Source organism: Shewanella sp. KX20019 (assembly GCF_016757755.1).
Taxonomy (GTDB): Bacteria; Pseudomonadota; Gammaproteobacteria; order Enterobacterales; family Shewanellaceae; genus Shewanella.
This window is the reverse complement of record NZ_CP068437.1, coordinates 2,467,558-2,493,358: the sequence shown is the minus strand read 5'-3', so window position 1 is coordinate 2,493,358 and position 25,801 is coordinate 2,467,558. Positions and strand designations below refer to the sequence as shown.

General features: G+C 43.0%; 25 protein-coding genes. 18 read left to right on the top strand and 7 right to left on the bottom strand.

Features of this window, described 5'->3' with window-relative positions:
• The 11 genes from ptsP (at position 1) to JK628_RS10875 (ending at position 10,174) form a co-directional block, all read left to right on the top strand.
• The gene (ptsP, locus tag JK628_RS10925) at positions 1-1,707 is read left to right on the top strand and encodes a phosphoenolpyruvate--protein phosphotransferase (RefSeq protein WP_202289491.1); all 1,707 of its coding nucleotides are present in this window, start codon (positions 1-3) and stop codon (positions 1,705-1,707) included.
• A gap of 56 nt (positions 1,708-1,763) precedes the next feature.
• Complete coding sequence (gene crr, locus JK628_RS10920) at positions 1,764-2,273, top strand: PTS glucose transporter subunit IIA (RefSeq protein WP_202289490.1); 510 nt, start codon at positions 1,764-1,766, stop codon at positions 2,271-2,273.
• 372 nt (positions 2,274-2,645) lie between these two features.
• Positions 2,646-2,990, top strand: coding sequence for an arsenate reductase (locus JK628_RS10915; RefSeq protein WP_202289489.1), 345 nt, complete (start codon positions 2,646-2,648; stop codon positions 2,988-2,990).
• Positions 2,987-4,132: a succinyl-diaminopimelate desuccinylase gene (dapE, locus tag JK628_RS10910; RefSeq protein WP_202289488.1), complete on the top strand. Its 1,146-nt coding sequence runs from the start codon at positions 2,987-2,989 to the stop codon at positions 4,130-4,132. The genes JK628_RS10915 and dapE overlap by 4 nt, the downstream gene beginning before the upstream one ends.
• Positions 4,123-4,800: a M15 family metallopeptidase gene (locus tag JK628_RS10905; protein ID WP_202289487.1), complete on the top strand. Its 678-nt coding sequence runs from the start codon at positions 4,123-4,125 to the stop codon at positions 4,798-4,800. The genes dapE and JK628_RS10905 overlap by 10 nt, the downstream gene beginning before the upstream one ends.
• Before the next feature lie 52 nt (positions 4,801-4,852).
• Positions 4,853-5,683 (top strand): alpha/beta fold hydrolase, encoded by an 831-nt coding sequence (locus tag JK628_RS10900; protein ID WP_202289486.1) that lies wholly within the window; start codon positions 4,853-4,855, stop codon positions 5,681-5,683.
• A 194-nt stretch (positions 5,684-5,877) separates the two neighbouring features.
• Positions 5,878-6,492 carry a carbonate dehydratase gene (can, locus tag JK628_RS10895; RefSeq protein ID WP_202289485.1) on the top strand — a complete coding sequence of 205 codons (615 nt, stop codon included), beginning with the start codon at positions 5,878-5,880 and terminating at the stop codon, positions 6,490-6,492.
• Positions 6,493-6,821: 329 nt separating this feature from the next.
• On the top strand, positions 6,822-8,006 hold the full coding sequence (kdnA, locus tag JK628_RS10890) for an 8-amino-3,8-dideoxy-alpha-D-manno-octulosonate transaminase KdnA (RefSeq protein ID WP_202289484.1): 1,185 nt from the start codon (positions 6,822-6,824) through the stop codon (positions 8,004-8,006).
• 82 nt (positions 8,007-8,088) lie between these two features.
• On the top strand, positions 8,089-9,159 hold the full coding sequence (gene kdnB / locus JK628_RS10885; protein ID WP_202289483.1) for a 3-deoxy-alpha-D-manno-octulosonate 8-oxidase KdnB: 1,071 nt from the start codon (positions 8,089-8,091) through the stop codon (positions 9,157-9,159).
• A 67-nt stretch (positions 9,160-9,226) separates the two neighbouring features.
• Positions 9,227-9,964: a 3-deoxy-manno-octulosonate cytidylyltransferase gene (gene kdsB / locus JK628_RS10880; protein ID WP_202289482.1), complete on the top strand. Its 738-nt coding sequence runs from the start codon at positions 9,227-9,229 to the stop codon at positions 9,962-9,964.
• Between the two features lie 15 nt (positions 9,965-9,979).
• Positions 9,980-10,174, top strand: coding sequence for a DUF2897 family protein (locus JK628_RS10875; RefSeq protein WP_202289481.1), 195 nt, complete (start codon positions 9,980-9,982; stop codon positions 10,172-10,174).
• Between the two features lie 102 nt (positions 10,175-10,276).
• Here the strand turns inward: JK628_RS10875 and JK628_RS10870 are convergent, their stop codons facing one another.
• The 4 genes from JK628_RS10870 to dapA form a co-directional block, all read right to left on the bottom strand.
• Complete coding sequence (locus tag JK628_RS10870; protein WP_202289480.1) at positions 10,277-13,369, bottom strand: efflux RND transporter permease subunit; 3,093 nt, start codon at positions 13,367-13,369, stop codon at positions 10,277-10,279.
• Entirely contained in the window at positions 13,366-14,451 is a 1,086-nt protein-coding gene (locus JK628_RS10865) for an efflux RND transporter periplasmic adaptor subunit (RefSeq protein WP_202289479.1), read from the bottom strand. Before JK628_RS10865 ends, JK628_RS10870 begins: the two co-directional genes overlap by 4 nt.
• 328 nt (positions 14,452-14,779) lie before the next feature.
• Positions 14,780-15,880, bottom strand: coding sequence for an outer membrane protein assembly factor BamC (gene bamC, locus JK628_RS10860; RefSeq protein WP_202289478.1), 1,101 nt, complete (start codon positions 15,878-15,880; stop codon positions 14,780-14,782).
• Positions 15,881-15,886: 6 nt separating this feature from the next.
• A complete protein-coding gene (gene dapA, locus JK628_RS10855; protein WP_202289477.1) occupies positions 15,887-16,768 on the bottom strand; it encodes a 4-hydroxy-tetrahydrodipicolinate synthase in 882 nt (293 codons plus the stop codon).
• 239 nt (positions 16,769-17,007) lie between these two features.
• Between dapA and JK628_RS10850 the strand changes: the two genes are divergently transcribed.
• On the top strand, positions 17,008-17,544 hold the full coding sequence (locus tag JK628_RS10850; RefSeq protein ID WP_202289476.1) for a glycine cleavage system protein R: 537 nt from the start codon (positions 17,008-17,010) through the stop codon (positions 17,542-17,544).
• Between the two features lie 24 nt (positions 17,545-17,568).
• Positions 17,569-18,036, top strand: a complete 468-nt coding sequence (gene bcp / locus JK628_RS10845) for a thioredoxin-dependent thiol peroxidase (RefSeq protein ID WP_202289475.1) — start codon at positions 17,569-17,571, stop codon at positions 18,034-18,036.
• Between the two features lie 55 nt (positions 18,037-18,091).
• Here bcp and JK628_RS10840 read toward each other — a convergent pair whose 3' ends face one another.
• Positions 18,092-18,703: a LysE/ArgO family amino acid transporter gene (locus tag JK628_RS10840; protein WP_202289474.1), complete on the bottom strand. Its 612-nt coding sequence runs from the start codon at positions 18,701-18,703 to the stop codon at positions 18,092-18,094.
• Positions 18,704-18,823: 120 nt separating this feature from the next.
• On the opposite strand from JK628_RS10840, the gene JK628_RS10835 reads away from it, so the two are divergent.
• Positions 18,824-19,723, top strand: coding sequence for a LysR family transcriptional regulator ArgP (locus JK628_RS10835; protein ID WP_202289473.1), 900 nt, complete (start codon positions 18,824-18,826; stop codon positions 19,721-19,723).
• A 49-nt stretch (positions 19,724-19,772) separates the two neighbouring features.
• Here JK628_RS10835 and JK628_RS10830 read toward each other — a convergent pair whose 3' ends face one another.
• Positions 19,773-20,867, bottom strand: a complete 1,095-nt coding sequence (locus tag JK628_RS10830; RefSeq protein ID WP_202289472.1) for an AI-2E family transporter — start codon at positions 20,865-20,867, stop codon at positions 19,773-19,775.
• Positions 20,868-20,963: 96 nt separating this feature from the next.
• A complete protein-coding gene (locus JK628_RS10825) occupies positions 20,964-21,179 on the bottom strand; it encodes a sulfurtransferase TusA family protein (protein WP_202289471.1) in 216 nt (71 codons plus the stop codon).
• A 111-nt stretch (positions 21,180-21,290) separates the two neighbouring features.
• On the opposite strand from JK628_RS10825, the gene JK628_RS10820 reads away from it, so the two are divergent.
• From JK628_RS10820 to JK628_RS10805, 4 genes are all read left to right on the top strand, one after another.
• Complete coding sequence (locus JK628_RS10820) at positions 21,291-22,751, top strand: M48 family metalloprotease (protein ID WP_202289470.1); 1,461 nt, start codon at positions 21,291-21,293, stop codon at positions 22,749-22,751.
• Between the two features lie 74 nt (positions 22,752-22,825).
• Positions 22,826-23,176 carry an arsenate reductase (glutaredoxin) gene (gene arsC / locus JK628_RS10815; RefSeq protein ID WP_202289783.1) on the top strand — a complete coding sequence of 117 codons (351 nt, stop codon included), beginning with the start codon at positions 22,826-22,828 and terminating at the stop codon, positions 23,174-23,176.
• A 12-nt stretch (positions 23,177-23,188) separates the two neighbouring features.
• A complete protein-coding gene (locus tag JK628_RS10810) occupies positions 23,189-23,560 on the top strand; it encodes a DUF2069 domain-containing protein (protein ID WP_202289469.1) in 372 nt (123 codons plus the stop codon).
• 272 nt (positions 23,561-23,832) lie between these two features.
• Positions 23,833-25,731 (top strand): hypothetical protein, encoded by a 1,899-nt coding sequence (locus JK628_RS10805; protein ID WP_202289468.1) that lies wholly within the window; start codon positions 23,833-23,835, stop codon positions 25,729-25,731.
• The last annotated feature ends 70 nt before the right edge of the window (positions 25,732-25,801 follow it).

The following is a 25,801-nucleotide window of genomic DNA, read 5'->3' as shown; positions in this document are numbered from 1 at the left end:
ATGTCGATTAAAGGTATTGTTGTTTCGTCAGGTGTCGCGTTTGGTCAAGCTCTACACCTTAACCTACACCATGAAAAAATTGACTATCGACGGGTATCCCCAGCACAAATTCCCAATGAACAACGAAAACTAGAGCAGGCATTCAATAAACAAAAATGCCATTTAGAAGAGGGGCTAGCAAAACTTGAAGTGGGTACTGAACATTACGATCTTATAGAAGCAGACATACTGTTTCTTGATGATGAGTCGTTGTTAGAGCTGGTGGCCAATGAAATTAGTCAGTTACAAATTAATGCCGCTGTAGCCATTGAAAGAATCTTTTCTGATCAGGCCGCTGAGCTTGAACAACTAGAGGACCCCTACTTAGCCAACAGAGCACAAGATGTGATGTGCCTCGGCAGTCGCTTAATCGCCAGACTCAGCGGTGCGCAACACCTCGATCTCAGCCGCTTAACTGAAGCAACGGTTATTTTGGCCCATGATTTGACTCCCGCTGAATTTGCGATGCTACCGCTACAACACATATCGGGCTTAGTCCTAAACACTGGTGGGCTAACAAGCCATACCGCTATTTTGGCACGCAGCGCTGGGATCCCTGCCCTGTTAAGTTGCCGATTTGAACGTTCACAAATTAATGATGGTGATGCAGTTGTTCTCAATGCGATCGACGGCGAGCTTCACCTAAAACCTACCGCTGAAACCGTCGCCAGACTGACCCATCTACGCCAACAAGACGAAGCACATAAGCAACAACTCCTGCTGCTTAAAGATCTGCCAACCACAACCCTCGATGGGCACAGTGTCGGGCTACTGGCTAATGTAGGCAGTTTAAACGAAATAAGTCATCTTACCGATGTTGGAGCAGAAGGGATCGGCCTGTTTCGTACCGAATTCATGTTGATGAATACCAACACCATTCCAAATGAAAAGATACAGTATCACTTTTATTGTGACGCACTGCATCTGATGGATGGGAAAACCTTCACCATACGCACGCTAGACGTCGGCGCAGATAAAGAGTTACCCTGCCTAAATCCTGCATGTGAGGACAATCCAGCATTAGGGATCCGTGGGATCCGCTATACCTTCGCTCATCCGGAAATACTCACCACGCAACTCAAAGCTATTTTGCGAGCATCGAATCATGGGCCTATACGGCTGATGTTCCCGATGATCAATCAAGTAGAGGAGCTAGACACACTCTTTGAATTGATTGAACAATGTAAAATCCGCTTAAACGAGGAGGAAAAAGGTTATGGTGAGCTAAGTATTGGCATTGTCGTCGAGACGCCTGCTGCTGTGATCAACCTTGAGTCAATGCTACCAATGCTTGACTTTATCAGCATTGGAACCAATGACTTAACACAATATACAATGGCTGCAGACAGAACTAATCCACAACTAACACGAGACTACCCTTCACTTTCACCCGCCATTTTAACCTTGATACAAATGTGTATCGACAGTGCAAAGAGATACAATGTAAAAGTCTCGCTTTGTGGCGAACTGGCCAGCGACCCTATCGTTGCACCGTTACTCGTGGGCATGGGGATTGATGAGCTCAGTGTGAATTTAGCCTCATTGTTGGAAGTAAAGTCTGCGATCAGAGTGATCAGTAATACGGCATGTTTAGAGATGGCTAAACATGCTCGCAAAATAAAAAGAATCGAGGAATTAAATCTTTATCTAACAGGTCTTAGTTTATAGATATATAATAACTGCAGTCTAATTTGAATATGATAATGATTCCAAGGGGCAAATAAATGGGATTTTTAAGCCGCATTAGACGTCTTATCTCCGGGCAAACAGACATAGCGGGCAGCGTAAATGTATATGCCCCCGTATCCGGCAAGATTGTTGCTATCGAAAAAGTACCCGACGCCGTCTTTTCAGAAAAAATTGTCGGTGATGGATTAGCCATAGAACCAACTGGGCAACATATTGTTGCACCTATAGATGGAACGATTGGGAAAATTTTTGAAACAAACCATGCCTTTAGTATTGAATCCCCACAAGGACTAGAAATTTTTGTTCACTTTGGGATAGGGACTGTCGAGCTCAGAGGTAACGGCTTCAAACGTCTCGCCGCAGAGGGGCAAGAGGTAAAAATGGGTGAGGCTATATTAGAGTTCGATATCGAGTACCTGAAAGAACATGCTGATAGTTTATTAACACCTGTACTTATTGCAAACATGGAAGATATACAGGGGTTGGATAAAAAACAGGGCAGCTTAGAAGCGGGTAAAGATGTCGTCTTTTCAGCAATGCTATAACTGCTGAATATTAGCTATCTGGCCATTGTTTTTGGTTTAAATAGGCTTGTACCTATTGTGGATCTTATAATTGGAATTGCTCGTTATCATCCACATTCTATACAAGCCCATTTATCAACCTTACATTAAGAAAACACTGCTTAAATTTGGTTGCTAAGACTTCAATTGCCGTTTTAATCTATCAAAAAACGAATGAAAAACAGCAGGCTCTTGTTGCTTTTACGTAACAACCTAACAAGGTTATTCACATTCAGCAGCCAATCAGTTGAATAAAACTCAATAATACTAAACTGAACTATTTCGTCCTTGAGGCTTTATTAAACCAATGCCACAATGCGAATCACTAATAAAACAGATAATGGAGCACCCGTTTTGACACTTTTCGGCATTAAGAACTGCGACACAGTGCGTAAAGCCCGTAAATGGCTCGAACAAAATAATCTTAGCGTTGATTTTCATAATTTTCGCGAACATGGGCTGACTGTAGAGCAAGTCGAGGAGTGGGTAGCAGTCGTGGGATGGGAAGCACTATTTAATAAACGTAGCACCAGCTTTAGAAATTTAACTGATGCAGAAAAGAATGATATCAACGAAAAGAAAGCAATTGCACTAATGGTGCTTTACCCAACGTTAATAAAGCGTCCAGTGCTCGTGGGCGGCGGTAAAGTTAATGTCGGTTTTAAAGAAGCAGAATACAAAGCGTGGTTCAATCTATGAGCCAGTCTCAAGATTCGCTAGTCCTTGCATTGGCTAAAGACTTAATATCTCGCCCATCGGTCACACCACTTGATGAAGGTTGCCAAGCCTTGATGGCTGAACGCCTTGCCGATGCAGGCTTTAACATTGAAGATATGGTGTTCGAAGACACTACAAACATGTGGGCAAGAAGAGGCACACAAAACCCGGTATTCTGCTTTGCTGGCCACACAGATGTCGTCCCTGTTGGAGACCTTAATCGTTGGCACACTCCCCCATTTGAGCCAGTCGTCATTGACGACTACTTGCATGGCCGCGGCGCAGCCGACATGAAAGGCTCACTTGCTGCTATGGTCGTCGCGACGGAGAACTTTGTTAAAAATTATCCAGATCATAAAGGCTCTATCGCCTTTCTAATAACCAGTGATGAAGAGGGACCATTTATCAATGGCACCACTCGCGTAATTGACACATTAGAAGCGCGTAATGAAAAAATTACTTGGTCGTTAGTCGGTGAACCATCATCGACCCATAAACTGGGTGATATCGTTAAGAATGGCCGACGTGGAAGCTTAACCGGTAATCTTACCGTCAATGGGATCCAGGGCCATGTTGCCTACCCTCACCTTGCAGATAACCCTATTCACAAAGCAGCTCCTGCGCTTGATGAATTAGCCCGCATGAAGTGGGACAACGGTAATGAGTTCTTCCCACCAACCAGTTTTCAAATAGCGAATATTAATGGTGGCACTGGCGCATCAAACGTCATTCCAGGCACGTTAGAGGTGATGTTTAATTTTAGATACTCTACCGAAGTTACTGCTGAAATATTAATAGGCCGAGTGCTTAACATACTCGATGCGCACGGATTAGATTATGATATCAATTGGATATTCAATGGCCTCCCCTTTTTAACAGGTGATGGACCATTGCTTGATGCCACGCGCGATGCAATTAAGAAAGTGACCGGGCTAAACACTGATCCTCAGACCTCTGGTGGAACGTCAGATGGCCGTTTTATCGCACCAACCGGCGCGCAGGTGCTGGAACTAGGCCCGGTAAATGCAACCATTCACAAAGTAAACGAATGCGTAAAAGTTGCTGATCTTGAGCAACTGGCTCAGTGCTATGAAGCAATTCTGGAAAATCTGCTGTGCCAATAGCGGCTCCCCATCTATACGGACTCAGCGGTGCTCATTTAGTTGAGTACAGCAGTTACTTTCTTGAGCAACAAACTGCCACAGCATTTGAAAAGATGCGCGTGGCTGCTGCTCAAGAAAATATCGCTATAGAAATATGTTCTGCTTTTCGAGACTTTGAAAGGCAACAGTTAATTTGGAATGCTAAGGCGAGCGGTACTAGAGCTCTACTAAACAAAGACTCACAGCCAGTAGGCATCAATGGCAAAACTGCAGTGCAGATTGTAGAACTTATATTGCTTTGGTCAGCACTGCCAGGAACCTCAAGACACCATTGGGGAACTGATATCGATATTTTTGATAGCAACAAAATATCAAAGCGCGACTTACAGCTTATTCCGCCGGAATATCAAGTAGACGGCCCCTGCTATGAGCTTAGTTTATGGTTAGCTAAAAATGCGCAACGCTTTGGCTTTTATTTTCCTTTCCAACAGGGGCTTAGTGGCGTAAGCGCAGAACCGTGGCATTTGAGTTATTACCCTGTATCTAAACATTATCTTGATGCATTCGATGTCGATACATTATCTGAAATCCTTCAAGGATCAGCGGTATTACATAAAGAGCAGGTTTTATTAAGACTCAAAGAGTTAGCACAAGAATATGTTTTTCGGGTTGCGCCAACCCCGTTATAGTCATCTATCAGTATTAATAACAAATAACGTCACAATTGACAGAGAATAATCCGTGAAAAATCTAGATTTTGCCAGCCATAGACAGCAATACAGCATCGATGAACAAACCATTAGCTATATTGATATCGGCCAAGGACCAGTGCTTTTATTTGGTCACAGTTACCTGTGGGACGCGCATATGTGGGCGCCGCAGATTGAACTTTTAAGCCAACAATACCGCTGTATTGTACCTGACCTATGGGGTCATGGTTTATCAACTGCAATGCCATCGAAAACCCGTAATTTACGCGACATATCAGCGCAAATGCTCACTCTAATGGATGCTTTAGAGGTTAGTGAATTTTCTATTATTGGCTTATCTGTTGGCGCTATGTGGGGAGCTGAACTTGCGCTACTTGCACCAGCTCGGGTTAAACGTTTAGTCATGCTCAATAGTTTTATCGGCTTCGAACCCGAGATCACCCGCGACAAGTACTACGCCATGCTTGATGTCATAAAGCATGAACAAGCAATATCTCCAGCACTGCGGGCAGCCATTATCCCGCTGTTTTTTGCAGACAAGGCAACCCCCCTACTTGTTGAGCAGTTTGACTTAGCATTAGCCCATATAAGCAATGAGCAAATAGACAGTCTATATCGTTTGGGTAAGATGATTTTTGGACGCCGAGATACGTTAGAAGAGGTCGAAAATTTGACTTTACCTTGTTTGATAATGGCCGGTGTGCAAGATAAAGCCCGTTCTGTTTTGGAGAGTTATTTGATGCACGATGCCATTGATGGCAGCAAATTTGTTCATATTCCTGATGCGGGTCATATCTCCACTTTAGAGCAGCCAGAGTTCGTAAATCAGCATCTCATTGAGTTTCTTACAGCAACAAATTAGTGCTTAATGAGGCAATCACGATAATAATTACCGTGACGCAACATTATTTAACAACCAGTTAAGCTTTGTGTTCTACTATTTTACAAATGGTAGAACACAAACAACAATGACTGAATAGACCAGCAAGACTATCAATAGATGGTATGCTTGGCTTGCATAAACATTCTAGTTAACTGACTGAAAATAAGAGCAGAATGAAATTACTTAAACCACTTTTTGACAATAACAAACGCTGGGCTGAGCGCATTCTCGAAGAAGACCCCAAATTTTTTGAACAATTAGCTAAACAGCAAAATCCCGAATATTTGTGGATTGGTTGCTCTGACAGTAGAGTCCCGTCTAATCAAATCATTGATTTAATGCCTGGCGAAGTGTTTGTACATCGTAATATAGCCAACATGGTTATTCATACCGATCTAAACTGTCTTTCGGTACTTCAATATGCCGTCGATGTGTTAAAAGTAAAACATATCATGGTGGTTGGACATTATGGTTGCGGTGGTGTTAAAGCCGCGATGGGCACAGAAAGACTTGGACTAATTGATAATTGGTTAGGTCATATTCGTGATATTCACCGTCTGCATAAAGAGACTTTATCAGAGATGGATGCAACTGAACGTTTTGACAGACTATGTGAGCTCAACGTGATGGAGCAAGTCGATAACGTTCGCAGCACCACGATAGTCCAGGAAGCATGGCATAGAGGCCAAGAAGTGGCGATTCATGGTTGGATCTATAGTGTCGAGAATGGGCTACTGTCGGATCTCGATGTTACGATAAACCAAGATAGCGAACTCAATAAAGACTAAGGTATTTTTTATCAAATACAGGCTATCAGCTCTCCGGGCTGATAGCCTTTTTTATTTTCTTTACACAGCCAGCTCACAATAGACAACGATGCTCTATTTATGGTTTTTAGCCTATCAGAGCTGATTCTCAGTCAAGCTTAAAGCCGCGGCGGTAACTCTTACAAACAAAACATCCACATTGATAAGCCATAAATCCGTCATAATTGGCTGTAATTAGCATTAATCAGTAGATAATTGCTAAGAAATCTCGCAGTTACCCCCATATCACAGTTATAATCCATTAGTTATTTTTAGCGCTTATGAGCGCAGTGAATTCTAAGGAAATTTCCATGCCTGGTTTTGAATTATTTGGTCCTGAAGAGAAGCAGGAAGTTGCAGATGTAATGGATAATGGTTTTACATTCCGTTATAACTTCGATCATATGCGCAATGATCGTTGGAAGACTCGTGAGATGGAAGCCCTACTTTGCGAGAAAATGAACGCAAAGCATGCTCACCTAGTATCAAGCGGTACTGCCGCTCTACAAACTGCGATGGCAGCTGCGGGTATTGGTGCCGGCGACGAAGTCATTGTACCGCCATTCACTTTTGTCGCTTCAGTTGAAGCTGTTTTCATGGCCGGTGCAGTTCCTATTTTTGCAGAGATCGATGAAACATTGTGTCTATCTCCTGAAGGCATTGAAGCCGTTATCACACCTAAGACTAAGGCAATTAACCTTGTTCAGATGTGTGGTTCTATGGGCAAGATGGATGAGATTAAAGCCGTTTGTGCTAAGCATAACCTGATTATTCTTGAAGATGCTTGCCAAGCAATCGGCGCCAGCTATAAAGGTCAGGCTCTTGGTACCATCGGTGATGTAGGTTGCTACTCTTTTGATTCTGTTAAAACCATCACCTGTGGTGAAGGCGGAGCAGTAATCACTAATAACGAAACCATATACAACAACGCGCACATGTTCTCTGACCATGGTCACGACCATGTAGGTAACGATCGCGGCGCTGAAGGTCACCCTATGATGGGTTTGAACTTCCGTATCTCAGAAATGAACTCAGCGATGGGCTTAGCGCAACTGCGTAAGCTGGATAAAATCGTTGATATTCAACGTACCAATAAGAAAGTCATCAAAGATGCGATGGCCGATATCACAGAAGTTACTTTCCGTGAACTACCAGATCCAGAAGGCGATTCAGCAGGTTTCTTAACCTTCTTTATGCCAACGGAAGCCCGTACTATCGAGATTAACAAGAAACTGGCTGAAAATGGCGTTGATGGTTGTTTCTACTGGTATATCAATAACTGGCATTACCTAAACAATTGGAAGCATATCCAAGAGCTTAAGTCCCCTGCCGCTCTGCCGATCACATTAATCGAAGATCGACCTGATTATACTAAAGTGTCAATGCCTAAATCTGACGCAATCATGAGTCGTACTATCTCTATGTTGATCAAGCTTTCTTGGACTGAAGAAGAGATAAGCCAGCGTATTGCGAACATTAAGCGCGCATTCGCTTAAATAGAATTTAATTCGCCGTCGGATTGATTATTATAATCCGACTGCACTTTTTACAGTAATAATCTCAACGGAGAATGTTGTAATGAGTTTTAAAAATTTCAAATGTGTACCAAAAATGATTTTTGGTCGCGGATCTTTTGTACAGCTAGATACTGTTCTCGCTGAAGAGCGCAAAAATGAAGACGATTTCGTGGTCTTTTTAGTCGACGATGTACATCAAGATAAGCCTCTAAGTGGCCGTGTACCGGCAAAAGCACACGATCTGCTTATCTACGTTAATGTAGATGATGAGCCTACAACGGTTCAAGTCGATGCACTTACTGAGCAAGTACAAGCATTTAACACTAAGCTTCCGGTTAGCGTTATCGGTCTTGGTGGCGGTTCTACCCTTGATTTAGCTAAAGCGGTTGCGTTAATGCTAACCAATGAAGGCGGCAGTGCTGCATATCAAGGATGGGATTTAATAAAAAATCCAGCTATTCATCATATTGGTATTCCAACAGTATCGGGTACTGGTGCTGAAGCATCTCGTACAGCAGTACTCTGCGGACCCGTGCGTAAACTTGGCCTAAACTCTGACTACACAGTATTTGATCAGATCATCATGGACTCTGAACTCATTGCCGGCGTACCAACAGATCAGTGGTTCTACACCGGTATGGATTGCTATATCCACTGTGTTGAGTCATTGGAAGGTACCTACTTAAACGAATTCGCTAAAGCATTCGCTGAAAAGTCGATGGATCTTTGTCGTGAAGTGTTTATTGACAACCATGAAGAGAAAGATGACAAGCTAATGATGGCATCTTACATGGGTGGAATGAGCATTGCTTATAGCCAGGTAGGCGCATGTCATGCGGTTTCTTACGGGTTAGGCTATGTACTGGGTTATCATCATGGTATCGGTAACTGCTTAGCATTCGACGTACTTGAAGAGTTCTATCCTGAAGGCGTAATAGAGTTCCGTAAGATGATGGATACACATAACATCGTCCTACCTAAGAATATCTGTAAAGACTTGCCAGATGAAACTATTGCGAAAATGGTTGCGGTCACTAAGAGCATGGGGCCACTTTGGGACAATGTTTATGGCGCAGGCTGGGAAGAGAAAGTAACAGACGAAATGCTGACTAAGTTATTCCGTCGTATCTAATCCCTCTTTTGGAGGCTAAATGGGCTTCTAAACAGAAGCCCATTAATTTTATTATTAGGTAAATTGAATGAATGTAACCTTGTTGATCCCTGCTCGATACGGCTCAAGTCGTTTTCCTGGCAAGCCACTGGCGCCAATTAACGGAAAACCAATGATCCAGCATGTTTACGAGCGTGCATCGTTAGCAAAAGGGCTTAAAGATATCTACGTCGCAACCGATGACGAACGCATTAAAGATGCTGTCGAAGGTTTCGGTGGTAAGGTTATCATGACAAGTATAGAGGCCGCTTCTGGCACCGACCGCATTGAAGATGCGATTACGCAGTTAGGTCTTGCAGAAGATGATTTAGTCGTTAATTTACAAGGCGACCAGCCGCTGATCGATCCTATCTCTATCGAACAAATAATTAGTCTTTTTGAACGTCACCCAGGTGAGTTCGGAATGGCAACTCTCGGTTTTCAAATTACCGAAGAGGAAGAGCTCAACGATCCGAAACATGTAAAACTGGTATTCGACAATGAGTTTAATGCATTGTATTTCTCACGCGCGCGCATTCCTTTTGGCCGCGATACCGACGATTATCCAGTGTATAAACACTTAGGCGTGTACGCTTACACACGTAAGTTCGTGCATACGTTTGCCAAGCTGCCACTCGGTCGATTAGAAGACTTAGAAAAGCTAGAGCAATTGCGCGCCCTTGAACATGGATACAGAATCAAAGTTGCCATTAGCGCTTTTGACTCGCCTGAAGTTGATACACCTGAAGATATTCGTATCTGTGAATCTCGTTTAGCGGTTGATTAACTAGAAGGTGACAAGATGTCTGATTTAGAAGTTGGCTTACTTATTTTATTGGTGATTGGTGTTATCGCCAGTAATTTAGCCGTGCTCAAGTACAGTGCTAAATACAAGATGCCGCAGTTTGGTAAAGATCATAAAAAACCTAAATCAACAGATTCAACCGGTCAGAATGAACCAAAAGAGCAAGATGATAAAGGTGATAAGCCGCAGTAAATTTGGCCTCCACTTTTGGTTATAGCTCAGCTAAATTCAAACAATAAAAAAGGCGCTTATAGCGCCTTTTTTGTTATCCATTTTTATATTCAGTTAAATCACTTACTCCGCCAACTCTTTTTCAAGTTGTTGGGCAACCATCTCTGGCGAGCCTGAATTTTTAGCTAGTAATGAATAAGCGACAGGAATAACAAATAGCGTAAAGAAAGTCGCTAAACTAATGCCTGATAACACCACCACGCCAATAACAAAACGGGTTTCGGCGCCAGCACCTTCAGCCATTACCAAAGGTATAGCACCAGCAGCAGTGGTGATCCCTGTCATTAAGATAGGGCGTAAACGTTGGCTAGAGGCTTGGATAATTGCGTTTTGAAACTCAACGCCTTTATCACGAAGTTGGTTAGCAAATTCAACAATTAAGATCCCGTTCTTTGCCGCTAAACCGACCAACATGATAATGCCTATTTGACTATAGATATTGAGGCTTTGATCGGTCACCCATAAGCCGATTAACGCACCGAGTGTCGCTAGCGGAACGGTCAGCATTATCACCACTGGGTGAACAAAGCTTTCGAACTGCGCCGCTAACACTAAGAACACTATTCCTAACGCTAAGATAAAGACAAAGTACATCGAGTTACCAGAATCTTGGTAATCTAGTGACTGACCCTTATAACTGACGATGGCTTCAGCGGGTAGATATTCATGAGTAAGATCATTCAAATACTCAAGCGCTTCTCCCAAACTATAACCATCGGCTAAGTTAGCTTCAATGGTGATGGCTCGCATGCGGTTATACCGATTGAGTTGACTCGCATCGGCGAACTCTTCAACGCTAACGAGGTTGGACAACGGAATAAGCGCTTGGGAACGTTCTGAACGTACGTAGATATTTTCCAGATCTTCTGCCGTGTTTTGATTGTCACGATTACCTTCAATAATAACGTCATACTCTTCGCCATCACGCATAAAGGTAGTCACCAGCCTTGAACCTAACATCGACTCCAGTGTACGACCGATATGTGAAATGGACACACCAAGATCAGCGGCTCTATCTTTATCAATCACTACCCGAAGTTGCGGCTTGGTCTCTTTATAATCATGATCAACCCCAACAAGGTTAGGGTTCTCTTTCGCTTTTTCGATAATAATATCGCGCCAGCGAGCGAGTTCATCATAGCTTGGCCCGCCCAGCACAAACTGTACCGGTTTACCCACACCGCGGCCAAATGCTTGGCGCATTACAGGGAAGGCCCGCACGCCTGCTAAGTCAGATAAACGTCCGCGAATGTCACCGATAATATCGAAGGCGCTGCGTCTTACGGCCCAATCTTCTAAAACGATGATCGCCATACCGTTAGAAAAGTTAGCGCTACGGCCAAAGCCACGAGGCGCTCTGATCAATAACCGCTTTATCTCACCGGAGTCGACCAGTGGCATCAAGCGGTTTTCAATCTCATCCATATAAGATTCAATGTATTCAAAGCTCGCCCCCTGAGGCCCATTGACGATAAGGAACATCGATCCTCGATCCTCTCTAGGTGCAAACTCTTGCGGAACTTCAGTTGCAAGGTAAGCACTACTCACTAAGGCAACCAGAATAAAGGACGACACGATAAACGGATGCAACATCGCCTTTCTAAGCCACGCTCGATACCCCGCCGATAGCTTGTTCATGCCATTATCTATTTGCCTTACCAACCAAGATGATTGACCTGCAGGCTTGAGCACTTTAGAGCACATCATTGGACTTAACGTCAGCGCCACTATGCTAGAGAAAATGACAGCGGCACTCATGGCAACTGCAAACTCTTTAAATAGCTTACCCAAATCGCCTTCTAGGAAGGTAATGGGCATAAACACCGCCACCAATACTAAAGTCGTGGCTACAACCGCAAATGCCACTTCACGAGCGCCCAGATATGCCGCTTTAAGCGGTGTATCACCCTCTTCTATTCGCCTATGGATATTTTCAAGTACCACAATCGCGTCATCAACCACCATGCCGATCGCGAGGATCATCGCCAATAGAGTAAGCAAGTTAATGGTGTAGCCCAATGCATACAGCACAATAAATGTCGCCATTAACGACACGGGTACCGTTAGGGCTGGAATGAGCATGGCACGAACACTGCCTAAGAACAGGTAGATCACCGCAATAACCAACGTCATAGCGATAAACAGTGTTTGGTAAACCTCTTTTACTGATGCTTCGATAAATACCGAACTGTCATAGGAGCGTTTTATCTCCATGCCAGCGGGTAACGTCGGGTTAATTTGATCAACTAACGCATTAGCTGCCCGTGCAACATCTAAGGTGTTGGCAGTCGATTGCTTAGACACGCCAAGACCAATCATCGCTTCACGGTTGCCTCTGAAGGTAATACGCTCCTCTTCAGAACCGATCTCGACCTTTGCCACATCACCTAGCTTGATCAAGTAACCGTCATCACCCTCGGCAAGTACCAAATTAGCAAAGTCATCAGAGGTTCGATAACTTCTTTCTAGCCTTACTGTAAAATGACGCTCTTTTGACTCTACGCTACCAGCAGGTAATTCAACGTTTTCCGATCTCAATGCTGATTCAATATCTGCAACGGTTAAGTTTCTTGCGGCTAACGCTTGTCTATCGATCCAGACTCGCATTGCATAGACTTTACCACCGCCTAAACGCATATTGGCCACGCCATCAATGACAGAAAAACGGTCGACTAGGTAACGTCTGGCATAATCGGTGAGTTGCAATGTATTCATTTGATCTGAGACCAAATTGAGCCACATAATAACTTCATCACCACCATTGGCTTTTTGTACTTCTGGCGGTTCTGCTTCTTCAGGAAGGTTATTTAACAGCCCCGAGACTCGGTCTCTAACATCATTTGCAGCAGCTTCAATGTCTCTACCAACATCAAACTCTAAGGTGACACGAGAGCGACCGTCACTGCTTGATGAACTAATGTGTTTAATCCCTTCAACACCACTAATTCTATCTTCAATAAGCTGAGTAATTCGGCTTTCAACAACCGCAGCACTCGCGCCGCGGTAGTTAGTCTGAATAGAAACAACGGGAGGATCGATGTTGGGGTATTCTCGTAGTGGCAGCTTTTCAAATGCCACTAAACCGAAGATGATTAACAGAATACTGATAACCGAAGCGAAGACCGGCCGCTTAACCGAAATGTCAGTTAAGATCATGCCACTGGCTCCACACTAGCTTGCTGTCGAAAGCTAAAGTTTTCGCTGAAGGTTATTTTAACGGCGTCACCTGGGCGAACTTTCAAAATACCGCGGATCACGACTTGCTGATCTAAGGCAACACCATCCAGTATTTCAACCCAACCACGTTTTCGTAAGCCAAGAGACACCTGTTTTTGCTCTACCACGCCCTCTTCATTTACTAAGTAAACATAGTGCCTATCTTGAATAGGTATAATCGCTGATTCGGGCAGTATTAATGCTTCCCTGCTTTGCTTAATCAATTTTACTTTCATCAGCATGCCCGGTAGCAGCCGATGCTTAGGATTTGGGATCTCTGCACGCACTATGACAGTACGTGTCTTTGGGTTAATGCGACTATCAATAGAGATCACTTCACCAATAAACATCTCGCCGTCAAACGCAACTGCAGTAGCTTCAACGACTTTGCCAATCGCTAAAGATTGCAAAAAACGTTCAGGAACAGAAAAGTCCAACTTAATAACGGAAATATCATCTAATGTCGTAATAGGGTTACCAGGAGAGACTAATGCCCCGACACTCACTTGACGTAAGCCAAGCGCTCCCGAAAAAGGTGCAGTGATACGGCGGTCGGCTAATGCTGATAGCGACTGCGCTAGTTCTGCTTTGGCGGTGTCGATGAGTGTTTGTAGCCTATCACGCTCAAGCTCAGCAATCGTTTGGCTGGTAACCAGCGAGCTAATTCGGTCCAATTCACGCTGATGATCTTGGACTTTAACTTTTGCGACCGTCACTCGCGCTCGTTGCTCACTATCTTGTAACTGTACAATTAGGCGACCTTTCTCAACTAGATCTCCATCTTCAAAGTTAACCTTAGTCACTACCTCTGTCACTTTAGGTGTTACCGTAATAGATTCGTTGGCTTTACTGGTGCCTAGTGCCTCAACCTCATCACGAATGGGCTGCATCGATGCTTTAGCAACGACAACATTCGGTGTAGGCCGCGCTTTTTTAACCTGAACCATTTTATCTTGCTGATAATGTTGATACCCAAAACCTGCAGCTAGTGCAATCAGTACAATTATTGTTATTTTTTTCATGAATTTCCTAACATACTGCTTTATTCAATTAGGGGTAGTTTACCTAGCTGTGACCACGCATCAATACGTTTTACTTTTTCTTACAAATAACACATTCTGGTCACACTTACGCTAGTAGCGTGTAATCCCTAGATTTTCTATTATTCGGTCATTTATGTGGGAAAGGCCTCTACTACAACCGTTAGTCTCTATTTTTCTCTAGTAGGCAGGATATACCGTTAATAAAAACCACGAGTATAATTTGGCGGATATGAGATAAAGAGCAACCCCGTTTATTCTGGACACAAAAAAAGGAGCCTAGGGCTCCTTTTTTATACACTCTAGCGTGTTAGCGCACTTTACGATCTTCTTCCATTAACCCAGAGAAACCTTCGTAAACGGCAATAACAACTTCGCTATCTAATGGCTCATTGTCTGCGCCTAAAAGATGGATCTGTGTTTTATTATCTTCAGTGTCGTCTTTAAGTTCGATACGGTAAGAGCCTTCATCTAGTGTCAGCTTCTTCTCACCCCATAATGAACTCCAAAAACCTGAATCATCAGCGACATTGATATATAACAGCCCTTTGTTGCTATCCATATCAACAATTTCAAAGCCCATTTCTGGTAACACTATACGTAAACGATCCCATGTACGCTTAAACTCAGCATCTGCAAGCCAATATGCTTGTTCGTCTTGCTCAGCTATAAGAACAACGTCAATACCTAAGCTCTGTTTAAGACGTTTAGCTTTCATTGCTTGAGAACGTTTAATACTCATATAGCTTATTGAGTCATTAAGAATATCTATGGTATAACGGCGCTTATCTTCGCCACTGAGCATAATTTGCTGCTGCTCACCGTCATATGATTCTTCATGTTCGATAAGATCGATAGTCACATAACCGCTGCGGCCATGTGGTCGAATACCTACATCGTACAGGTAGCGTTGACGTAACACATAAACTTTATCACTACCCCACAAGCTTGATTCAACCACTTCTGAGCTTTCGATCCAATCAGTTTCAAACGTACCTGCTTCGTAGTCTTCCACAAGGATTTGAATAGACTTACTGGCAAAATACTCTTTTAGGACATCAAAAATTTCTTGCTTTAGGTCGGAGTCATTGTCTATCGACTCAACCATAATCTTGATATTGTCGTCGCCCTCTTCTACACGCGTACCCGCTGCCATAGGTAGAACCTGTAGCGGAGGACGAATGTCTAATGTGCTGCCCACTAATGTGGCATCAACTTTAGAACCCAATTTGGGAATATCATATTCCTTGCTGTAGGTTGGTTGAGTTAGGCCTTCAGGAATAACTAACGGAGGCGCAGACACGAGATCGCTATATTGTTGATCCACGTCATTTGCTTGCCTTCTGTCAATCGGTGTACTGCACGCTGTAACAGCTGCAATCAGTAGTAATGGTGATACTTGCTTTAGCATTTATTATTAAACCTCAATTCGGGCATTTTTCATTGCTTCTAGCAACAGACCATGAAACTCGGTAGAAAGTTCAGTTAAAGGTAAACGAATTTCACCTTTGCTGATAAGTCCCATTCTATGAGCAGCCCATTTTACAGGGATAGGATTGGCTTCGCAAAACAGTGCACTGAACAAACTTTCAATGGATTTTTCGGCTGCAATAGCCTCTGCTGTGTTACCTGCTAATGCAGCGTCACACATCGCTTTGAACGCTTTAGGGACGATATTATTTGCAACGGATATAACACCATGACCACCTAAAGATAAAAACTCTCTCGCAGTCGCATCGTCACCGCTATAAAGCAGAAAATCATCGCCACATAATTGACGTAAGCGGCTCACCCGCGTTAAATCGCCAGTAGCCTCTTTAACGCCAATGATGTTGCTAACGTTCGATAGCTCAGCAACAGTCTCAGGCAGCATATCTACGGCTGTACGCCCTGGAACGTTATAAAGAATCTGTGGAATATCAGTACTTTGTGCAACCGCTTTATAATGCGCAATCAGTCCCTTTGGCGACGGTTTATTGTAATAAGGAGTCACGCCTAGCATGGCAGCAACGCCAACTTTTGACAGTCCTTTCGTCAACTCTATTGCTTCAGCGGTAGCATTTGCGCCATTACCACCAATAATAGGAAGACGCCCCGCTGCAAACTTAACGGTTTGTTCAACGACTTTAATATGCTCGTTTGCTGGCAGAGTGGCCGACTCACCTGTAGTGCCAACAGCAACAATTGCATCAGTACCTTGGGCAATATGGTACTCAACTAAATTTTCAAGACTTTCATTATCTACTGTGCCATCACTATTCATTGGTGTGATTAAGGCTACGATGCTTCCGTTTATCATGTGTATTCCCCAAGGGTTCAGGACTGGCTATGGTACTGATGGAATCAGTTAAAAACAAGCACTACTGCGCAACTGATGCCAGATTCATTATCAACTTGAAACATATTAAATATGTTAGCTATCAACAATGACAAAGATCGCAAATTAACTAACTTGTGGTAGCATTGTTGACCACACAAAAAACACACTCTAAAAATGCTGTTTTTTTGGTCTAACTAATACAATAAATGGGGTACTGAATGTCCAATCACTTGGTCGTTACTGCAATGGGGGCCGACCGTCCAGGTATTGTGAGTAAATTTGCTCGACTCGCAAGTGAGTGTGACTGTGATATTGTCGACAGTCGAATGGCACTTTTTGGTAATGAGTTTACCTTAATTATGATGTTGTCAGGTTCATGGTCTTCTATCACGAAGATGGAATCCACCCTGCCAAGTTTAAGTGTTGAGCTCGAACTGATGACCGTAATGAAGCGCACATCAAAACATACTACACAAAACTATATTTCCCGCTTAGAAGTCAACTTTAATGGCCATGATCAACGTGGCACGATGAAAAAGATAACTCAATTTTTGGCTGATCGTTCTTTAGATCTAGGCGCCGTAAAGTCCCATGCTGAAGAAGACAATGATGGTAAGCCATCTCAAAATATTTCACTTACCATTAATGTTCCGGAGAAAGTGGATCTTGAGAAACTAGAGGTCAGCATTCATCAACTTGCTAAAGAGCTGTCATTAGAGTGTACCTTAGAACATATGCAGGGCATTGATAGCTAGCTCAGAAGTTAAAAAGGAAAATATATGAATACGTTAAGTGCAGGTGATAAAGCGCCCCTGTTTACCTTACAGAATCAAAATAACGAAACGGTTAGTTTAAGCGATGCGTTGAAATCCGGCCCAGTGTTAGTCTACTTTTACCCAAGGGCCTCTACACCTGGCTGTACAGTGCAAGCCTGTGGCCTACGAGATAGCCAACCACAGCTCAATGACTTATCTGTCACTGTATTAGGCCTCAGTCCAGATCCTGTCGCAAAGCTTGCTAAATTTGCAGACAAGCAATCACTTAACTTCTCGCTTTTAAGTGATGAAGACCACGCCATTGCTGATGCTTTCGGCGTTTGGGGCGAGAAAAAATTTATGGGGAAAATATATGACGGGATCCACCGTTTAAGTTTCCTCGTTGGACAAGATGGCAATATAGCTCATGTGTTCAATAAATTTAAAACTAAAAACCACCATGAGGTGGTGCTTGCACATTTAGCAGAATAAATGTGCGAAAGCAGTAAAATAGGAGCCATGTGGCTCCTATTTTACTTTTTACGCCCTAAAAATACGGGTAGAGCAAAGCCAGAGCGATAGACCACATCGTTAAACAGATGAATCTATCGAGATAACACCAAGCCTTAGGTTTTTGAAATACAGGGCTTAAGTATCTTGCACCAATACTCAAGCTAAAGAACCATACAAATGACGCTAACACAGCTCCGGCACCAAACCACTGCTTCGCCGTACCTTCAAACTGCACACTAATGCTACCAAGTAACACGACAGTATCAAGATACAGGTGAGGATTCAGAAAGCTGATTGCTAGTGTCGTAATAACAGCTTTTTTAAGACTATCTGTAGCTAAATCTTGCTCATCTTCCATCTTTTGCTCAGAAAAAGACGATTTTAATGCCCCATAGCCATAAATGAATAGGAATATGGCTCCACCAAAACTGGCGATATCTTTGATGAGTGGGAAAGCCAGAATGAGATGCCCCAACCCTGCCACTCCTGCAGTAATCATTATCGCATCGATCAATGAGCACAATGCAGCTATAGGCAGTGAATGAGCTTGTCTCAGTCCTTGCTTTAACACAAAAGCATTCTGTGCGCCGACAGCCATAATAAGACTGCCACCGATTGCCATTCCTTGAATGAAAGCTGTTTGCATGGGTTTACCTTGAGAAAAATATGACGAGTTGGAACGCAGAATATTCTTCGCACAAAGATAAGTACAACTACTTTTTTTTATGTATCATTAGCAATACTTATACTCCATCTTGGATCGCCTATGTTTGATTACGCCCATCTAAAAGCGCTGTCGGTTGTCGTGTCGCAAGGTGGCTTCGATAAAGCGGCAAAACTACTATTTATTAGCCAATCCGCGGTATCCCAGCGGATTAAACAACTAGAAGATAAAGTAGGCCAAGCATTAGTCGTTCGAGCGTCCCCAGTTTACGCCACCGATATGGGCAAAAGACTGCTCCGGCATTATGCTCAGGTGCAGTTACTTGAAAGCGAGCTTCGCAGTGAGATGGATGTGGATGACCCGTCTTTGCCTACCATCGTTCGTATCGCTGTTAATGCTGATAGTTTAGCCACATGGTTTTTACCCGCGCTCACCGAAGTATTCAAGCGACATAGTTGGCTATTGGAGTTAGTCGTCGATGATGAGGCTTACACCCATCACCTACTAAAAAGTGGTGACGCAGTAGGCTGTGTGACCACGAGCCAATCGCCTATGGCTGGTTGCAGTAGTGAGTTTTTAGGCAATATGGAATACATTTGTGTCGCCACAGCAGATTTTATAGAGCATTTCTTTAATGATTTGATAGAGCAACCGCAGTCAATACTGCAAGCCCCCGCGGTTGTCTTTTCGACCAAAGATAAGCTGCATGATAAGTTTCTTAACTTCTATTTTGATATTAATGAAGGGAGTAGTCGCGAACATAAGATCCCCTCTTCAGAAAGTTTCTTGGAGGCGATAAAGATGGGGTTAGGCTATGGATTGGTCGCTCATTTACAAGCAAAGCCTTTGCTCGACAGCGGCGAGCTTGTTGAAGTATTTCCCGCTAAACGAATGCAAGTTCCGCTCTATTGGCAACATTGGAACATTAAAGCCAAGCAAACAACCATAGTTTACCGCTCTTTGGCGGCGACAGCTCGCCATCTATTGATAATCCAGGACTAACAAAAAGGGGCTATCAAGCCCCTATATCGTCAAACTCAAGTGATGACTGTTACTTTTGTTTTTCGGAGGATCCGTCATTACTGGTTAACAGTGGTTCATGCACCGGCCAGGCATTGATAACTGCTTTAACCAGTGAGGCAAGCGGGATAGCAAAGAAGACGCCCCATACTCCCCATAATCCACCAAACACCAACACAGCAGCAATGATGAACACCGGATGTAAATCAACAGCATCAGAAAACAATATTGGTACCAACAGATTACCGTCTAAGGCTTGGATTATTCCATAACCTATCATGAGGTAACCAAATTCGGTACTTATACCCCATTGGAAAAAAGCCACCAAAGCGATAGGTAGGGTCACTAGCGTTGCCCCCACATACGGAATAAGCACTGATAAGCCGGTTAACACACCCAACAATGCTGCATATCTCAGATCCATAACAGCAAAGAAGGCATAGCTCACCACGCCAATAATTACAATTTCAATCACTTTACCGCGAATATAATTAAAAATTTGTTGATGCATCTCATTCCAAACCTTACGCGCTAAATCACGGTTTGAAGGGAAGAATCGTTTACTGCCACGGATCAACTCGTCTTTATCTTTGAGGAAGAAAAAGACTAATAATGGCACCAAAATAACATAAACCATCAGTACTAACAGAGATGCTGAATAGCCTAACAACTGTTTACCAATATCCAATAGATGCTGGGTATCAAGCATTTTTTTCAGCTCTCCAACCATAGTATCTAATTGCGTCGGATTGACGAATTGTGGATACTGATTGATAAACTGCTGCGCGGTATGCAACCCTTTATCAATCATATTAGGCAAATCACCGATTAGGCTTACACCTTGACGCCAAAGGCTTGGAATTAAACCAAAACTGATCAGTAACATTAGGCCAATAAACAAGATCAATACCAAGGATGCTGCAGGCGTACGATTAATACCTATTCGCGCCATTTGAGCCACTGGCCACTCCAATAAAAATGCAAGTACTAGCGCGACGAGTAAAGGGGCAAGTAAGCCACCGGCGAAGTAAATCGCTAGCGCCAAGCCAACAAGAATAAGTACTAAAGTAACAGCTTGTGGATCGCTAAAACGCTCTTTATACCAACGACTCAAAATGGTTAACATTTATGTTCCCTAATCCAGCAGAAAATACCTACTGTACCGCTGCTGTTAAAAAATGATGCTTTACACTAAACAGGTGTAAAACAGTTTAAAGTCACTTTACTTAGTGATCTCAAGTGCCAAAATATACTCATCGAGTGTAAATATTTCGTGATGATAACCGACTTTTTTTAAAAAGCGGGGAACATCTTGCTTAGACCCAGGGTCTGATAACAGAACCCTAACTTTTTGTCCCGATTTCAGCTGCTTTAAGGCCAATTTCACTTTGACTAATGGCAATGGACAACGAAAGGCTGTTAAATCAATAATATTCATAATGAACTTGCTATAAACAATCTAAGGCTATTATCCTAATAAGCAGTGCAAACCACAAGCAAGCATTGTGGCCTTACAACAAGAAAAGCATAGCCCAAATTAAGGATCCGCTTGAGTAAACTAACTTTTTCAAAATCAGTTATTGCAGGCACGTTAGCATTTATATTAGGTACTGCAACACCTGTTACCTATGCAAATAACGATCTGCCTGATTTAGGCACTGCCGCAGTCAACACATTCAGTTTGGAAAAAGAAACTGAATATGGAGATGCGTATATGCGCGTTATCAGGGCATCGGCCCCGATGCTCAACGACCCCGTGCTTAATCAGTATCTAACGGAACTGGGTAATAAGCTGGTAGCGCATGCAACGGGTGTGAAAACGCCGTTCTATTTTTTCTTGCTGCGTAACGATGAAATTAATGCTTTTGCCTTTTTTGGTGGCCACGTTGGCGTACACACAGGCCTATTTCTCAATGCTGACACCGAAAGCGAGCTAGCCTCAGTTCTTGGCCACGAAATCACTCACGTTACACAGCGACACTTAGCACGCTCACTTGAAGCACAAGAAAAAAGCTCTACTGCTACGATTGCCGGGCTGTTAGGTGCAATATTATTGACCATAGCCTCGCCTCAAGCGGGTATGGCGGCCCTTGCAACAACCCAAGCGTTAGCAACACAAGCAAAAATTAACTTTACCCGTTTGCACGAAAAAGAAGCTGACAGAATCGGCATGCAGATTTTAGTTGATGCAGGCTTCGATCCTAATGGTGCAGCCGATTTCTTTGGTAAGCTTGCCTCGCGCTACCGATTCACCACTAAGCCACCACAAATGTTGTTGACTCACCCATTACCAGAGTCGCGGATCTCAGAAGCAAGAATTAGAGCGCAACAATATCCATTAAGACACATTCCAGACAACTTGAACTTTCAGCTGGCGAAGGCACGAATTCAAGTTCGATTTTCCGGCTACAGCGAAGCTGCTGTATTATCGATATTTGAGAAACAGTTAAAACATAATCGTTATAGCTTTAAAAGTGCGGCAGAGTACGGCAAAGCACTGGCACTATTTAGAATGGACAAATTCGACGAATCTGAATTGATAATCGATCAATTGCTTGCAAGCGCACCTAACAATCTGTTTTTCATAGATACAAAAACGGACTTGTTGACTCAAAAAGGTGATTATAAAGGCGCGATAGCTTTGCTGCTCAAAGAGCAACAAATTAAACCAACCTCAACTGTGGTCAATACCAACTTGGCCAATGTTTACATTGAAGATGGCCAAACCGAAAAGGCTATCCCCTTGCTTGAAGAGCTGATATTCCTTGATAAGCAAGACCAGCTAGCCTACCTATTGTTGAATCAGGCTTATAAAAAGAACGGTAATAAGGCAATGGAACATTATGTGAAAGCAGAATCATTAGCGCTAGCCGCCGATTATAAGACAGCTATCGATCAGTTGAATTTTGCCTATAAACAGTCCAAGGATAATCCATTACAACTTGCACGAATTGAAGCCAGAATAAGACAATTTAGACAAGCAGACAGAGCAATGGAAGCCTTGCAGTAAGCGCTGTTTATTGTGACTCAAGTCACTAAATACAGTATGATATCGGCAATTTTTTAGATAAGAATAAAATGACTATGACAAGTGTAAGTATTATCCACAACCCTAGATGCTCAAAAAGCAGACAAACCTTAGCTTTATTAGAAGCGCAAGGCTGTAGTATTCAAATCATTGAATACTTAAAAACACCGCTATCGGTAGATGACATCACCAGCATAAAAGCCAAGCTTGGCGTGGCGCCAAGACAGATGATGCGAGTAAAAGAGGACGAGTATAAGCAACAAAATTTAAGCGATGAAAGCTTAACAGATCTACAACTAATTCAAGCTATGGTCGACACTCCAAAACTAATTGAACGACCTATCGTATTAGCAAATAATAAAGCGGCTATTGGTCGTCCCCCTGAAAACGTATTAGCCATTTTATAAGCGAGCACGCAAATGGAGTCATCTACCCTCTTTACACTTTGCCGCGCTGGCTATGTCATTTTAGTTATAATGCTTGGCGGTTGGTTCATTCAACAAGGCATGTCTGGCGAATATTCAATGTTATTTAGCCTATTATGGTTAGTGCCTTTGTTATTGCCTCTTAAAGGTATTTTAACTGGTAAACCATACACCTACGCATGGGCTAGTTTTATACTTTGTTTATATATGTTGCATGCCTTAACACTGCTCTATGTTACTGACACTAATTTCATTTTTGCTTTGATAGAGTCTCTCCTCATTGGCGCACTGTTAATTGGTTTTCCCTTCTATGCCAGGATCCGTGGCCGCGAATTGGGTCTTGGTCTTAAAAAGAAGAAAAAGTAACTCAAATCCTCAAGGGCTGGTTTAGACCAGCCTTTGCAATACCCATATATAGCAAGTTAAAAAAAGCGCATTCACCTCACTTCGAACGTTAATGCTAAGCCGCAATATTAATAACATTTTGGCTCGTATTTAACGGCTCCACCCTCCACATAAAATGCTATTACCGCCATTACACAAGCAAAACAATACTGCACTTTTTCGATAACATCACGCGTGCTATATTGGATAAGCAACTAATAAACCGCTAATTAAAATAATATTGAGGTCGGTTAATGATTAACAAAAATCAGCTTATGTTACTGGGGATCTTTTTTCTCGCTGCCTGTGGAGGGAGTAATGAAAATAACGATAGTGACTTAATCGGCCGATGTGACACTCAATCATCACTCGTTGAAGTGTCTACCAATTCCAGCCTTCTCTTCCATATAGAAAGCTATAACACACTGCAACCAGCTGTCATTGCGGCCACCATTAATGGTGTAGATAGCACAAATTATACTTTCCAATGGACACAAAAATCTGGCGACACATTGATTTTAAAGTCAAGCCGTAGCCCAGTGTTGGCTTTTACGCCGAAATCAATTGGTCACTACCAATTTGAATTAGTGGCGATAGGAGCAACTAATTCCTTTACAGAAACCGTAACGATAGAGGTAACGGAAGGCCAGCCGGATCCATTAGCAATCCGCAGCGATCATCAAGTTAGCATGGGCAGCGGGGTTAGCTTTAGAATAGATACGCCAACCTCAAACAGTCCACAAGATATTAGTTGGTGCCTTGTTGCTGGCCCAGATCTTACGGTTGATCTGTCAGCCTCTGAAAACCCTCTGTTTAGCGCCCCAATCGTTACTGAAGATACCTTTGCGACGCTACGTGCAACTGCCACCATCAATGGACTGCCAGTATCAGATGAGGTTCATTTATTGATAACCAAAGAAGCTGCAATTACCTCGCCCTATTTCGATACACCCATTGCAAAAACCTTTGCTTACCAAAGTGATTCACCCTATAAATCAGTACTTAAAAACTGTGTATACTCGAATCAATTGAACCAAAACTGTACCATCGCGCAACTGCCCTTAATTGGTCAACAACCCAATAACAGCAAACAGCAGATTTTAGATAGGCTGTTAGTTTCCCATCAGTGGATGGGGGAAAATTTTGAGTATTTTCTTGATAACTTAGATCCTAACAGTGACTTTGCAACGTTACTTCAATCTGTCACCGCGGTTGTTATCAGCTATGATGTACGACCATCGTTTTATTGGGTTGTCACCGGTGCCATTTATCTAGATCCAAACGATTTATGGTTACTCGCTGAAGAGCGAGATACCATCAACGAAGCCCCTGATTATCGTAGTGGTTTTGGTAGTGAATTAAATTTTCTTATGCCATGGCGCTATGTCAAAAATAACCAATATACCTCCTATGTCACGCCAAGAAGTACTAGAGTAAACCGCAGTGCCACTGAAATGCATCCAGATCTTGCATCCCTGCTCTACCATGAGCTAGCACACGCAAATGATTTTTTTCCTCGCAGCATACATGCAAGCCTTCAAGGCCCGACACTACTCGACGACTATCAAAATAGAGATAGTCAGCAACTGCTCATCTCTGATCAATTATCCGCCATGTACCCGTTAAACAGTGAAATAATGACCAGTCTCGCCGATGTGAGTTTTAGAGGCGAGGCTGCCAATGAGACCCAAAAGGCCTACGGCCCGAGTGATATAACGAGCTTTTTCTCAAACGATACCGCCTCAGATTACTACGGCTATTCAACCCGTAGAGAAGATGCAGCCATGTTATTTGAAGAAGCCATGATGAGCCATAGACTTGAAATACAACGAGATGTAGCGGTGACTGATAAGCCTGAAGTGGCAACAGCCGATACCATTAGTGTTGATTGGGGCCAAAGAGGCAGGATCGGTGATAATGCTCTTCAATCACGCGCCGCATTCGTTATTGAGCAAATACTGCCTGAATTAGATAGCATGGGTCTGGTAAGTAAGCTACCGCAGCCCATTTTTATGATTCACGGAGATAGCTGGTCAGAAAACTTAACGATTTCGCCGACCACACCCAGCGCTATAAACCGCGTATCACAGCAGGTTGAAGTTACAGCGCCGCTAACCTTAAGCGGTAATAGACACCCGTTACGTGAAGATTAATTGAGCCTATTAAGTTTTAACGTAAAAAGCCCAGTTAATTCTGGGCTTTTAATATTTTAAATTATCGATT

Excerpts from the sequence above, each read along its gene's own strand:
- ptsP (WP_202289491.1), top strand. The coding sequence starts at position 1 with ATGTCGATTAAAGGTATTGTTGTTTCGTCAGGTGTCGCGTTTGGTCAA.
- crr (WP_202289490.1), top strand. The coding sequence starts at position 1,764 with ATGGGATTTTTAAGCCGCATTAGACGTCTTATCTCCGGGCAAACAGAC.
- dapE (WP_202289488.1), top strand. The coding sequence starts at position 2,987 with ATGAGCCAGTCTCAAGATTCGCTAGTCCTTGCATTGGCTAAAGACTTA.
- can (WP_202289485.1), top strand. The coding sequence starts at position 5,878 with ATGAAATTACTTAAACCACTTTTTGACAATAACAAACGCTGGGCTGAG.
- kdnA (WP_202289484.1), top strand. The coding sequence starts at position 6,822 with ATGCCTGGTTTTGAATTATTTGGTCCTGAAGAGAAGCAGGAAGTTGCA.
- kdnB (WP_202289483.1), top strand. The coding sequence starts at position 8,089 with ATGAGTTTTAAAAATTTCAAATGTGTACCAAAAATGATTTTTGGTCGC.
- kdsB (WP_202289482.1), top strand. The coding sequence starts at position 9,227 with ATGAATGTAACCTTGTTGATCCCTGCTCGATACGGCTCAAGTCGTTTT.
- JK628_RS10875 (WP_202289481.1), top strand. The coding sequence starts at position 9,980 with ATGTCTGATTTAGAAGTTGGCTTACTTATTTTATTGGTGATTGGTGTT.
- JK628_RS10870 (WP_202289480.1), bottom strand. The coding sequence starts at position 13,369 with ATGATCTTAACTGACATTTCGGTTAAGCGGCCGGTCTTCGCTTCGGTT.
- JK628_RS10865 (WP_202289479.1), bottom strand. The coding sequence starts at position 14,451 with ATGAAAAAAATAACAATAATTGTACTGATTGCACTAGCTGCAGGTTTT.
- bamC (WP_202289478.1), bottom strand. The coding sequence starts at position 15,880 with ATGCTAAAGCAAGTATCACCATTACTACTGATTGCAGCTGTTACAGCG.
- dapA (WP_202289477.1), bottom strand. The coding sequence starts at position 16,768 with ATGATAAACGGAAGCATCGTAGCCTTAATCACACCAATGAATAGTGAT.
- JK628_RS10850 (WP_202289476.1), top strand. The coding sequence starts at position 17,008 with ATGTCCAATCACTTGGTCGTTACTGCAATGGGGGCCGACCGTCCAGGT.
- bcp (WP_202289475.1), top strand. The coding sequence starts at position 17,569 with ATGAATACGTTAAGTGCAGGTGATAAAGCGCCCCTGTTTACCTTACAG.
- JK628_RS10840 (WP_202289474.1), bottom strand. The coding sequence starts at position 18,703 with ATGCAAACAGCTTTCATTCAAGGAATGGCAATCGGTGGCAGTCTTATT.
- JK628_RS10835 (WP_202289473.1), top strand. The coding sequence starts at position 18,824 with ATGTTTGATTACGCCCATCTAAAAGCGCTGTCGGTTGTCGTGTCGCAA.
- JK628_RS10830 (WP_202289472.1), bottom strand. The coding sequence starts at position 20,867 with ATGTTAACCATTTTGAGTCGTTGGTATAAAGAGCGTTTTAGCGATCCA.
- JK628_RS10825 (WP_202289471.1), bottom strand. The coding sequence starts at position 21,179 with ATGAATATTATTGATTTAACAGCCTTTCGTTGTCCATTGCCATTAGTC.
- arsC (WP_202289783.1), top strand. The coding sequence starts at position 22,826 with ATGACAAGTGTAAGTATTATCCACAACCCTAGATGCTCAAAAAGCAGA.
- JK628_RS10810 (WP_202289469.1), top strand. The coding sequence starts at position 23,189 with ATGGAGTCATCTACCCTCTTTACACTTTGCCGCGCTGGCTATGTCATT.
- JK628_RS10805 (WP_202289468.1), top strand. The coding sequence starts at position 23,833 with ATGATTAACAAAAATCAGCTTATGTTACTGGGGATCTTTTTTCTCGCT.